This window comes from Polaromonas sp. JS666, assembly GCF_000013865.1.
Taxonomy (GTDB): domain Bacteria; phylum Pseudomonadota; class Gammaproteobacteria; order Burkholderiales; family Burkholderiaceae_C; genus Polaromonas.
The window spans coordinates 4,953,899-4,966,019 of the sequence record NC_007948.1; the positions used below are offsets into that span (position 1 = coordinate 4,953,899).

12 protein-coding genes are annotated in these 12,121 nt (G+C 59.6%); 4 read left to right on the top strand and 8 right to left on the bottom strand.

Translation table 11 applies throughout. From position 1 onward, the window contains the following. Positions 1-53: 53 nt before the first annotated feature. Positions 54-488, bottom strand: coding sequence for a DUF3717 domain-containing protein (locus BPRO_RS23330; RefSeq protein WP_011485534.1), 435 nt, complete (start codon positions 486-488; stop codon positions 54-56). A gap of 433 nt (positions 489-921) precedes the next feature. Here BPRO_RS23330 and BPRO_RS23335 point away from each other — a divergent pair, with 433 nt between their 5' ends. The 3 genes from BPRO_RS23335 (at position 922) to BPRO_RS23345 (ending at position 2,811) form a co-directional block, all read left to right on the top strand. After that, positions 922-1,659 (top strand): TerC family protein, encoded by a 738-nt coding sequence (locus BPRO_RS23335; protein WP_011485536.1) that lies wholly within the window; start codon positions 922-924, stop codon positions 1,657-1,659. Between the two features lie 95 nt (positions 1,660-1,754). Beyond that, the gene (locus BPRO_RS23340; protein WP_011485537.1) at positions 1,755-2,204 is read left to right on the top strand and encodes a hypothetical protein; all 450 of its coding nucleotides are present in this window, start codon (positions 1,755-1,757) and stop codon (positions 2,202-2,204) included. 253 nt (positions 2,205-2,457) lie between these two features. Further along, a complete protein-coding gene (locus tag BPRO_RS23345; protein ID WP_011485538.1) occupies positions 2,458-2,811 on the top strand; it encodes a phage holin family protein in 354 nt (117 codons plus the stop codon). On the opposite strand, the gene BPRO_RS23350 is transcribed toward BPRO_RS23345, so the two are convergent. Continuing rightward, positions 2,767-4,311, bottom strand: a complete 1,545-nt coding sequence (locus BPRO_RS23350) for a M48 family metalloprotease (RefSeq protein WP_011485539.1) — start codon at positions 4,309-4,311, stop codon at positions 2,767-2,769. The two genes, BPRO_RS23345 and BPRO_RS23350, sit on opposite strands and share 45 nt — an antisense overlap. 34 nt (positions 4,312-4,345) lie before the next feature. After that, positions 4,346-5,125 (bottom strand): TfpX/TfpZ family type IV pilin accessory protein, encoded by a 780-nt coding sequence (tfpZ, locus tag BPRO_RS23355; protein ID WP_011485540.1) that lies wholly within the window; start codon positions 5,123-5,125, stop codon positions 4,346-4,348. A 41-nt stretch (positions 5,126-5,166) separates the two neighbouring features. Between tfpZ and moaC the strand changes: the two genes are divergently transcribed. Further along, the gene (moaC, locus tag BPRO_RS23360; protein WP_011485541.1) at positions 5,167-5,652 is read left to right on the top strand and encodes a cyclic pyranopterin monophosphate synthase MoaC; all 486 of its coding nucleotides are present in this window, start codon (positions 5,167-5,169) and stop codon (positions 5,650-5,652) included. A gap of 6 nt (positions 5,653-5,658) precedes the next feature. On the opposite strand, the gene BPRO_RS23365 is transcribed toward moaC, so the two are convergent. The 5 genes from BPRO_RS23365 to BPRO_RS23390 all read right to left on the bottom strand — a co-directional run bounded on the left by BPRO_RS23365 (position 5,659) and on the right by BPRO_RS23390 (position 12,093). Then, positions 5,659-7,170: a PglL family O-oligosaccharyltransferase gene (locus tag BPRO_RS23365; protein WP_011485542.1), complete on the bottom strand. Its 1,512-nt coding sequence runs from the start codon at positions 7,168-7,170 to the stop codon at positions 5,659-5,661. 144 nt (positions 7,171-7,314) lie between these two features. Next, positions 7,315-8,997, bottom strand: coding sequence for a PglL family O-oligosaccharyltransferase (locus tag BPRO_RS23370; RefSeq protein ID WP_011485543.1), 1,683 nt, complete (start codon positions 8,995-8,997; stop codon positions 7,315-7,317). Positions 8,998-9,037: 40 nt separating this feature from the next. Further along, positions 9,038-9,547, bottom strand: a complete 510-nt coding sequence (locus BPRO_RS23375) for a pilin (RefSeq protein ID WP_011485544.1) — start codon at positions 9,545-9,547, stop codon at positions 9,038-9,040. 483 nt (positions 9,548-10,030) lie between these two features. Beyond that, complete coding sequence (locus BPRO_RS23380) at positions 10,031-10,822, bottom strand: MBL fold metallo-hydrolase (protein WP_011485546.1); 792 nt, start codon at positions 10,820-10,822, stop codon at positions 10,031-10,033. Positions 10,823-11,415: 593 nt separating this feature from the next. Further along, positions 11,416-12,093: an FHA domain-containing protein gene (locus BPRO_RS23390; protein WP_011485547.1), complete on the bottom strand. Its 678-nt coding sequence runs from the start codon at positions 12,091-12,093 to the stop codon at positions 11,416-11,418. Positions 12,094-12,121 lie beyond the last annotated feature (28 nt).

Genomic DNA, 12,121 nt, shown 5'->3' on the forward strand with positions numbered 1-12,121 from the left:
TAGCTACCCCTCTTCATCCTTCAGGGGGAAAAGCGCCGAAATCATACAAAGGTTCAGCCCTTTTCCGGCACGGGTGCCACCTCTTTTTCAAGCGCCCGGTCCGCATAACGGCCAAAGCGCCACGCCGTGGCTTCCAGCGTAATGCGCCTCCAGGTGCTGCGTTTTTCGGCCGGTGTCATCTCAGGCCAGCGCTGCACTTCCTCGAAGGTCCGGCCACATCCCTTGCACAGCGAGTCGCCCTGGCTGGTCGAACAGATCGCGATGCAGGGCGTATCGGCCGTGGTGTCATACCAGGTGCGCCAGGCTGCCTGCGCTTTTGGCGGAAAGCTCTTTTCGTCGGCCTCATCCTCATGGTAGAAAACCATCAGGGCATAAACCTCGGCCAGCGCGCGCAGCTCAGGCGCCAGCGTCACGCCATCGGGTGATGGCTTTTTGTCACGCCAGTAGTTGATGGCGGCTTCGATGTCAGTGATGTGGATGCCGGGCATGAAGAAAGAAGAAAAAACGAAGGCTGCTTCTGCCTGGTGGGCTACGAGCGAGGCCGAGCTGTTCATTATCAGCCACAGACAAAACACCTCATTCCTCGTTGGATAAGGCTGGGGCTTGCCAAAAATCTTTTTTTATTGTCCAATCGCCTTAAGAAGGGGAGTAACTCCCTCGTTTTGCTGACATATTCGATAACAGACACCACAGCAAAATCGCTAACAGCAAGTCGTCATTCCGAAGTTCGCACTTCCGGCTTGCTGGGTATGCAGCGACACTGCATATCGAGCCAGACCTTCGATTGAAACCTGTACAGGTTTGATCGAGGCGTTTGCGGCATAACCCTATCCGCACCACTCACATACCTGTCCGGTTTGAACGAAGCCGGAAATCCGCGCGTCGGATTTCCATGTCCGAACTTGATATGGAGTGTGAAAATTGGAACTATTTACAGCCCCCTGGTGGTCGGCCCTGCTGGCGATCATTCTCATTGACCTGGTGCTTGCCGGCGATAACGCCATCGTGATTGCGCTGGCCGCTCGCAATCTGCCACCCAACCTTCAGAAAAGAGCGATTGTCTGGGGTACGGTCGGGGCCATCGTGGTGCGCTCCGCCATGACGGTGGGCGTCGTGTGGCTGCTCAAGATCCCCGGCCTGATGCTGGTGGGCGGCCTGGGCCTGCTGTGGATCGCCTACAAGCTGCTGGCTGACGAGGGCGGCGGAGAACACCAGGGCCCTGTCGCGACCACATTCTGGGGCGCGATGAAAACCATCGTCGTGGCCGACGCCCTGATGGGTATTGACAACGTTCTGGGTGTGGCCGGCGCCGCGCACGGTGCCTTTGACCTGGTCATCATCGGCCTGCTGGTGAGCGTGCCTATCGTGGTTTTCGGCAGCACGATGGTGCTCAAACTGGTGTCGCGTTTCCCCATCATCATCAACCTCGGGGCGGCCGTTCTGGCGATTACCGCAGCCAACATGATCATCGGCGAACAACTGCTTGACCCGATCTACGGCGGCCCGAGTGCTTTGCCGTCTGCCGAGACCCTGCACACCGCAGCTCAATGGGTTACCTATGCGTTCGCTGTAGCGGGTGTGCTGGGCGCGGGCTGGAGGGCCACCCGACGCAACAAGTCCGAACACTATGCAAACGAGAAAGACCTGATTGCACATTGAAAGTGAAAGGCATCACCGAAGGCCACTGGGAGGTCCAGGGCTTTTTGTTTCACCCAGCGAAGCTTCTATAACCACGATAACTGAAGGAGAACTTTATGGACAACATCATTGTTTATATTGACGATGCCGGCTATGCCCTGCACATGCTGCAACCCATGCTGCCAGAGGGCAACGCGCGCAGTCCGACCCGCTGGATTCTGGTGGCCTGCGCACCGCGCGTGACGCACCATGCCAGCAAATGGGTAACACACAGTGCGCGGGAGAGTTGGCGCGGCAAATGGGCGGCGAAAGTATTTGCGCAACTGGTGCCTCTCCTGCAAAAAGAGGGCAATACCGTGGTGACACGGATGGCCCAGACCACATTGACCACCCAGACGGAAGCCTTGATCAAGGAACATGGCGTTGCACGTGTGCTGGACGCCCGCCGACCCAAATTTGGCCAGGACCTGCAACCCGTCACGACCGAGCAGGCCCAGGAACACCACGGCGTGCTGGGCTATGCCGCAGCGCTGGCAAGCGCAGGGCTGCTGGTTGCGACAGATTGAGCATTAAGCAAGGCTCCCGCGCCTCTCGCTTCATATGATGCACGGCCCCCGTAAGGGGGCTTTTTTCTGGGAGAAGCCCGGCTGAAGGCACTCGCCCCCGTCGGTCCGGGTTTACCGTCCTCCGGGGCGTATCCGTCGAAAGATCGAAGCCCCTGTCGAACGCCCGCGGCCAGTTCCCAGGCTCGATCAACCCCGGGGAGTTGCCCCCCGGGACGGGAGCAGGAAGCCTCTTTGCAAGTGGTATTCTCGAGCGATGAAACTCATCATCAACTGGCTTTGCAGCGCTGTCGCCTTGCTGGCGGTAGCTTATCTTTATTCCGGCGTGGTGGTGACCAGCTTCACCGGGGCGCTGATTGCGGCGGCCGTCCTCGGCGCACTGAACATGGTGGTGCGTCCTGTTCTGGTGTTGTTGACCCTGCCCGTGACGGTGGTGACGCTCGGCCTCTTTCTGTTCATCGTGAATGCGCTCATGTTCTGGGCCGCCGCCAGTCTGGTCAGCGGCCTGAACGTCAAGGGTTTTGGTGCCGCACTGATAGGCTCCCTGATTTATTCAGTGCTGCAACTAGCGATCGACTTTGTCCTGGAGCGCCTGCTCTTTAAGGACTAGCTCGATCTGGCGGGCACGGGAGTCGATGATCGAGCCTTCCACGTAATCGGCGCTGGCCGGGTTGCTGCGCATGAATGCCTGCGCGGCCTTCAGGCGATCCAGAGCCGCCGCGTAATCAAGCTGCGCCGCCCGGCTTTCCGCTTCCGCGCGAATCGAACGGACTGTCTGGTTCTGGTTACCGTAGGCCGCGGCGAGCAATTGCCAGGCCGCCGCATCTTTCGGATGGCTGGCTACCCAGGTTTGCAGCCTGCCAGACACCTCTCGCGCCCGTCGAGCGGCCATCAACGCCCGACCCTGGGTCAGCACATCGGCCCGCGCGGTAGCCTTGGCCATGTCAAAGGATGATGCCGAGGGCGGCACCATCCCCGCCAGCAGATCAATCTCGATGGACAGCAAGTCCAGCGCATGGCTGGCGGGCGGGATTTCGGCAACGGCAGGTTTGAGCCGGGCCAGAAAGGTTCGCGCACCTGCAAAATCACGCAGCTGGGCCGCCGCCAATGCACCGCCATACAGGGCGCCCGCATCGCGAATGTTCGCCGCCGTGGCGGGGGACTCCAGCAGCGGCAACGAGGTAGGTCGCCGCTGGGCTTCGGCCACCATGGCACGCAGCGCATCGACCCCCGGGCCCGCCAGGATTCGGGCGCGCAGGGCCATCATGGCATGCAACACACGCGCCTTGCCGGCGTCGGACTCGCTTTGCCTGGAGGGCTTGGCGCTTGCCCTGGCGTCCAGCTGCAGGCGGGACTGTGCTTCGGCTATTCGCTCGGTGGTCAGCGGGTGTGACCGCAAATAGGGAAAAGACCCGTTGTCGTTCAACTGCGAGGCCTGCTGCAGCTTCTCAAACATGCTCGCCACGCCACGGCTTGCAAAGCCGGCATCAGTCATGACACCAAAACCCACCCGATCGGCTTCCCGCTCCATGTCCCGGGAAAAGTTGAGCTGGTTCTGCACTGCGACAGCCTGTCCACCGACGATGGCCGCACTGGCAGCGTTGGGGTTCTTGCTGGCGGCCAGGGCCCCCAGAACCATGGCGGCAATCATCCACGGAGCCTGCCGGTTCTGTTGCGTCATCAATCGGGAGATATGCCGCTGTGTGACATGGCTGAGCTCATGGGCCAGGACAGCGGCGAGTTCGTCCGCGCTTCCCACCGCGCCAATCAAACCCAGATGCACGCCAAAGTAACCCCCAGGCAAGGCAAAGGCGTTGACGCTTCGGTCGCGGACCAGAAAAACCTCCCAGGCAAAACGCTCATCCAGTTCGGCATTGAGCTCGCCACGCGCCCGCGCGGCGGCCATCAGGGGCTGCCAGATGTGCTGCAGGTAATCCCCGAGCACCGGGTCATCGAGATAGTCCGGATCACGGTAAATGCTGACGGCGATGCGGTCCCCGATGCGGCGCTCCGCAGCGGCCGACAGCTCGGAGTTGTCACCCAGAGACGGCAAGCTGCCAGTCGCCGCGCCCGGTGCCTGTGCCAGCGACAAACTGGCAGCCGTGGCCATAAAAACCACGGTTGCCAGCGTCAATGGGTAAGTCCTAGAACGAATCGATGGGAACAAAAGCAATCACCTCCGTGGTGTTGGTATCGATGAGGACGGTCCAGAAAGTGCTTCGACTCGCCAGGGGGACATAGCCCACCGAGGTGGTGGCCCGGACCGTGGAAGACGCAGACTTCAGGGCTTGGTCAATTTCGGCGGCACGGCCGGGAAAGCGGCTTTTCAGCTCGCTCACGGGGCGCGCGCGTGCCTTGATTTGCGGTTTCGCCTGTTCGTAGCTTTGCCACAAATCAGGCCGGGCGCCGAGTGCCACGCCTTGTATCGCCGCCATGGTGGTCTCAAAGCTTTCCTGGGCGCTCTTGAACTCACGCACAGAAAGCTGTGTGGGCCCCGCCAGCGGCAGGTGCCGCAACTCTGCTGGCGCGCGGTCCAATAATTCCGGTGGAACGTCAATCGCATGCACCACCCGAAAACGGTCAATTTCAAACACCAGATGCACCGGCCGAGCCACCGCTACGGTCCACAGGCCGTAGGCCAGCGCTGCCAGTTGCAACAAACCGATGACAGCCAGGTCAAGGCGCAGCTCGTTGAGCGGCTTGCTGCGGTTGAAGACGGCCAATGTCAGCAGCGGGCCCATGATCACGTCGACGGTAATCACCAGCAAAAACAGGCTGCGCCCGCCGGAAATTTCGCGGTAAGGGTAGGGGTACCAGACGGCAAACACCAGCAGTGCCGCCAAACCGGCCACCAGCAGGCTGAGGCCCAAATGAATGCCCGAGGCATAGAGGCGATGGCCCCAGGAAGATGAACGTGAAAGCATGCTCGTATGATGAGGGATGGTTGTAAAGGTTTCGTAACAGGATGACAACGACTTCTCCGCTGACTCACTTCGACGCGCAAGGCCAGGCCCATATGGTCGACGTGGCCGGCAAGGCCGCAACGCACCGTGTTGCCGTTGCCCAGGGTCGCATCACCATGAATCCTGCCACATTGAATCTCATCGTGGAAGGCACGGCAAAAAAAGGCGACGTACTGGGCGTGGCCAGACTAGCAGGCATCATGGCTGCGAAAAAAACCAGCGAGCTGATCCCCCTGTGCCATCCGCTGGCGCTCACGCGCGTGGCGCTTGATTTCAGGGTCGACGCCGCAAGCGCCAGCGTCACCTGCGAGGCGACTGTGGAAACCGTCGGCCCGACCGGTGTGGAAATGGAAGCATTGACCGCGGTGCAGGTGGCCTTGCTGACGATTTACGACATGTGCAAGGCGGCGGACCGGGCGATGATCATGACCGATGTGCGCGTGCTTGAAAAGCATGGCGGCAAATCGGGAAGCTTTGTCAACCCCTGAGCCGCGTCACTTCAGGTGCTGAAGACGCTCCGGCGCCGCCGCAGCTTCTTGCGCCCAGCGCGCATGCTCCACTGGAAAGGCCGCCCGATAGCGCGCCAGATGCATCAATGCCTCGTCATCCCGGCCGAGCATGACCGCGCTCTCAATCACCTTTTCGATGATGCGAGGCTCCGGTGAGTAGTGCAGCAGCGCCCTCGCCGTGTCGAAGGTCCATTGCGCATTGTCACGCGTGAGCGGCGTGATGGTCAGTTCTGCAAAGCGCACCTGGTCGCGAAACAGCCAGGAGCCGCGAATCTTGGGGAGGGTATCGTCCCGGTATGCCGCGTCGCGATCTTCGGGCGTCAGGTAAATCTGACTGATGCGGTGATAGTCCCAGCCGGCATAGCCCACGATAGCTATCAGAATAGTAGCGGCCAAGGCTTGAAAAATAGACACGGGTGACTCCTCCGGCGGAGATTCCAGCGGGCTCGCCTGCGCCCTGCGGCTTCCCCAGAGCAGGCCCAGGGACAGGCCAAACGCCATCTGGAACGGGCCGTACCATAGGGGGTATTCCAGCATGCTGTGCAAAAGAATGACGGCGAGTACACCCCACGCCATCTGGCGGGTCGGGTCGGTCTCGCGCCAGGGCCGTTGCCGGAAGACCCACCAGACGAAGCCTCCACATACTGCCAACGCCACCGGAATGCCCAGCTCCACCGCCAGGTGCAGCGGCAGGTTGTGCGCGTTGTCCAGGATCTCGCAAAAGCGGGGACCATCGTAAAGTATGCTGTAGTGCGCATAGTCGAGTTCGCCCCAGCCCCAGCCCAGCCATGGCTTTTGGGCAATCAGGTGCAGCACGTTAGACCAGAGCGTGAGGCGACTGCTGCATATCTGGTCCCCGGCACGCAAGCGGGCGAACATGCCGTGCGCAGACGGATCCAACCCGGCCAGCCAGGGCAGCGCCAACGTTGCCAGCGCGTAGGCCACCACCGCCGTCAAGAGCACGCGGCGAACAGCGGGCTGGCGCCACCCTAGCCATACCCAGACCATCAAACACAGCAAACCGATCTGCAGCAGCCCCGTCCGTGACGAGGAAGCAGCATTACCCGCCGCGAGGAGGCCCGCCGCGGCCAACGCCAGCCACTGGCCGCGCCCGATGAAGCGGCCAGTCGCCCCGAGCCAAAGCAGGGCCGCCAGGGACGTATTGATCAAGGTCGCGAACTGATTGCGCTGACGCAGATTGGCAAACGCCTCTCCCATTTCAGTCTGGTTCATCCAGGGAGAAAAGTTGCCGGCCGCACCAAAGTACTGGCACAAGCCAATCACGCTGCTGAGCAGTCCGGCACTCAGCCAGGCCCACGCGATGGCAGGCATCAAGCGCCCAACCCACAACCGGCCGGGCACACGAGCGCATACGCCAAGCAAAGCTGCAGCGCAAGCCCACGAGAACAGCAGCGGCACGACGGCAGGCGTTGGCCCCGGGGCGAATGGATTGAGCCAAGGCAGTGCTATGAGCAAAAAAACAGCAATGAAGTGCACAAGTAAGAAGAGTGAGCGAACGACGCGCTACGGTTAAGGGTTACGGACCAAGCCCCTTATAGCCATTTGGGTCTGTTCATTGTGGTGTAAGCCACACTGAGCGAACGAAAATTTGAGTCGGACTCCAATTACCGGGATGCACGCTCAGGGTGTCACTACCTTGGAAAGTTCCGGATATTTTTCTTGCTGTACCGCTCGCAATACGCTCACTGCGGCCTGGTAATAATATTCACCGTACATGCCACGAACAACCGCCATCTGGCGAGTCGCACCCGCCGGATCCCCGTTGAGCCCTAATGCCAGGGCATAACGCAAGCCAAGGCTACCATAGGGAAAGCGCAACGATGCCTTGCGAAGATTCTCCAGATCGTCCGGTTTCATGCCGGGCAGCGCCTGCTGGCGTCCCGCCTTTAGCATGGACGCCATATGCGAAAAAACCCAGACATCTGGCACCTTGTATTCCGCCGGAGTCTGACCTATGCGCAAATTTTCGAAACGGACTACGCGAAAGTCTTCCTCGATTAATAGGTATTCATAAACCATGTAACTGCCAAGCACAAACCAGACAGCCAATGCACAACCAACCCAACGCAGGTTGAGCCTGATGGTATGAATCCCGCGATGGGATGCCTCGACTATGCCCACCATCAGCCCCGCGGTGAGCAGAAAGTAAGAATAGGCAAACGGATATTCCACCATGCTGTGTACAGCAATAGGCAACAAGCAAGCCATTGCGTAAATCGCACTGGACCGCATTGCACCGTGCATGCGCGACACAAACCAGTAGGCGCATGCCGCAGTCAACACCAAGCCCAGCGGCACCCCATTCCATGCCAGAATATCCAGCACGATGTTGTGTGCATTGGTATATGTCATGGAACCGGGTACCGCCAAACTGCCAGCTGCGTGGGCGGTGGGAGTCTGGTTCCATCCATAGCCCAGCCATGGAGACTGGCCTATGCCGCTAAGCATCTGCTTCCAAATAGTGACACGCGCGCTATCAACCCCCAGATTCATACTGCGACCGCCTCCCATCAGCAGAAAATCCTGGAAATATGGAAGCATTTGCACCGCAGCGCCATACGCCAGCAGCCAGGCAAACACATACCTTGGCGCTATCCGTTCTGGCGCTGCGTTGTTCTTCCAGATCAGAAAAATTGCCCCCACAAGCGCGCTCAACATTCCCGCGCGCGACTGGGCAAGGACCAGAGCCACCGACATAAAAGCGATGCCAACGATCAGCCCCAAACGCCCGATGCGCTTGCGCTCAAAAGTCCATGCCAAGGCAGCCATGCCCATCAGCAGCAAAGTCGCCAATTGATTAGGCTGGCCCAAGTTGCCCATGGCACGGTCACCGGCGTCGGTTTGCACCACGTACATGGCCAGAGGACCCTGCAAATTCAGCCACTGCAGCAAGCCTATTGCCGCCGATACCAGGGCGGCAAACCAGAGCATATAAAACACTGAGGTTAATGCTGCATCCTTTTCAGGCGGAGCCACTACATAGCTGTAACCGAGCCAAATAGCTGCGCCGAGACCGCTGAGGTACAGCGATGCGAGAAGCGCATCCCCTGCAAACAAGCTGATGCCCATTGCATATTGAAGCCATGGCAGGAGCCCTGCGGCCATTACCCACCAAACTATGCGAGGCGCTGCTTCGGCGTCCAGGCAACTGCGAACCAGGCAGCGGCTGGCCACCAGCAAGCCTATGCCTAGCAGCGCCAGCGCCTCTGAATGAAAGTTCACCCAGGGACGGTAATGGTCATACGCCAGCCAGGCCCACGCAAGACAAAGAACCCCGAAGGCATGGAAACGTGAAGCTGTCATAAAAAAAAGCGGCCGGAGCCGCTTTTTGAATCATCCGAGCTTATTGGCCGGTGCGGCAAGAACCAGGCAAGAACTTGGGATTAACACCACCAGACGCTGCAGGACCGCAAACCCAGCTATTAACCGTCGAAGCCAACGCAGGTTGCAAGCAGGTTCCAAAAGTTGTAGCAGCCGTGCTGCAAGGCGCCAAAGACACCCCGCCATTTGCATCGGAAGCAATGTTTTGGGCAGTCACGGTAATCATCGCGCCGCCGGCAGCACCAGGATTATTAGCCGTGGTTTCCATAGAGGCGACATACTTGGTACCCGAACCTGTAGACACCTCGCAACCCCAGCCATTCGCAGCGATGGTACTGCCAGAGGCCGCAGACTGGATGGTTTCAGTAATACTGGTACGGCAGGAAGAAGCCGCCAAAATCACTTCAGACATCTTGGCGCGCTTCGTGTAATCCTGGTAAGCAGGCAAAGCCACGGCAGCCAGAATACCGATAATCGCCACAACGATCATCAACTCGATCAGGGTGAAACCCTTTTGCATGGAACGCTTCATTGAAAACTCCTTGGTTGAAAAAGCAATGAAATAGAGCAGGTTTCGGGCCAGCTCGCCAAAGCCTCCAATTCGAGAACTTTTTCCTGCTTTTTAACCAGTCCCCGTCAGCACGACCGCTCTTTTTTGGCACGAAGCGCCCTCTCTCGCGACATTTTTGTCACTTGATGCAGACGGATCGCACCCGCTTGAGGACCGTCACGCCCATCAGGACTTCTCCATGCCGTCCATTTTCAGGGTGCGCATGCTGCTGCTGACAGCGCAAGAGAATCGCATTCCTTCGACCACCCGGCCGTCGTATCTGGTCGCCCTAAGGGCTCGTTCGGGAATAGGTTGTGCATTTGGCCGTCGGATTCGGGATGCGCTGCCAGGCGCGGGGAGCGCCGTGTGGCCAGGCCACACAAGCGAGTCGCAACAACGCAGCGCGCCCGAAGCTGGCGAGTCAAATGTGCAAGTTATTCCCGAACGAGCCCTAAACAAGGACTTTCACAGTTCAAACTCCTGACCCGCCCGCAGCCACCGGATGTCATGCGAAATGTGGCGCGCCAGGGTGCGCGTCTGGTCGAAGCGCTGGATCTCGGCCATGATGAGCTCTGTCTCGGCGGGCTTGGTGTGGGTGATGTAGATGGGATAGCTCTTGCCGCTTGCAATGCAGTCAAGTTCGCTGGCAAGCGCATGGGGCGCCAGATGCAGGCTGCGTTTGGCCAGGTCACGCTCGCGGTTGCTGAAGGCGGTCTCGATGACCAGCATCGCGACGTCCAGCTGGTTAATGCGGGCCCACAGCGCAGGATTGCGCTCGGTGTCGCCGGTAAACACCCAGCAGCCCTTGCCGGCGCTCACCGCATATCCGACGGCTGGCACCGTGTGCACGGCGGGAAGCACTTCAATATGCTTGCCGGCCAACTCCAGGGTTTGACCCAGCTCCAGCGGATGAAAACTGATGAAAGGTGTTGCCGGATCTGGAATTCTTGAGAAATCGGGCCAGATCGTGTTGTTGAAAATGTGGGCCTTCAGCGCGTCGATCGTGCCTTGCAGGGCATGGATCTGTATCGGCCTGGTTTTCTGACCGGCGATCGCGTCCACCATCAGCGGCAGCGCGGCCACGTGATCCAGATGGGAATGTGTCAGCAGGACGTGGTCAATGCCACGCATTTCATCGAGGGTGAGATCCCCGACACCCGTACCCGCGTCGACCAGCAAATCATGGTCCAGCAAAAAAGACGTGGTGCGGCAGTCCCTGGCAATGGCTCCCGAACAGCCCAATACACGTACTTTCATGAGGTTTCCACCCTGGCTTGAGGTTACATGGTTTCGAAACTGGTTGCGCCATCCCGCTTGGGGTCAAAAAACAGCCAGCTCGTGGAGACTACACGCTTCACACAGGCGCGGTAAAGGAACTTTTTGGCGTTTATCCCCGGCAAATTGAGCAACTGAGCAATTGAGCGTCGCGTGGATACCGGGTGGCGCACGTCCAGCCCCCCCCGGAGGACGCGTCGGATGCGGTCATCCGAAGACGCACCACGTCGATGTCATCACGGCTTTGCCATCGCACATGAAGGCAGCGTATGCCGCAGTCATCCATCAACGCAGACACCCGCGGGATCAACACGCCACGGATGAGGCCCCTGTCCGGGCAAGCGCTTCACCGGAGCTTTGTGATGAAGAAGCCCATCATCTGGTCTCCCGCTGGCGGCGGGCAAGAACATGGCTCAGAGGCTGAGAGTTTTTTGGTCGTGCCCGAGTAGCGCGTCAAAACGTGCCCAATCGAGGCGCAAAGCACAGCCATAGCTCGGGCTATGGCGCGCATTTGCAACAACGAGTGGGTGCGTTTTGGCGTGATAAGCGGGTATGAACAAAAGACTCTCAGCCTCTCAGTGCTGCACGAACTGCATCTGCGTGCCGGCCAGTTCAAGCATGTCGCCATTTTTCAGACTGACAGGTTCGGCGCCAATGGGAACGCCATTGAGCGTGGGCTTGCCGGCGCCCTCCACATGGGCCACCACAAAACCCTGAGGCCTTTTGGTAATGGCCGCTACGGCCACGCCGGGCTTGCCGATGGTGGTCACGACTTTGACCAGGGCCACTTCCCGGCCGGCGGCCGCGCCGGACATGACCTTGATCGCCCCTTGCAGACCCACGCTGGCCGCATCTGCCGTCGCGGGGGCCGCCGCAGGAGCACCGGCGGCACCAGCGGCAGCCAGTGCCGCGAGCGCTGCGGATGCCGGCTTGATGATCATTGTTTTCTCGTAATCAGGCGCCGCCGCTTCGTTCACATACTTGATTTTGTACTTGCCGATTTCGACCAGATCACTGTTTTGCAGCAGCCGCTTCTTGACAGCCTTGCCGTTGACATAGGTGCCGTTGGTGCTGTTGAGGTCTTCGAGGTACACCTCGTTGCCGGACATTTGCAAAACCGCGTGCTCACCGCTGACAGCCAGGTTGTCAATGACGATATCGTTGTAGGGCCTGCGACCCAAAGATGTCCGGTCTTTCGTCAACTGGACTTCCTTGATCACGACGCCATCGATAGAGACGATCATTTTCGGCATGGCCGACTCCTGTGTAGTATTTCAGTCA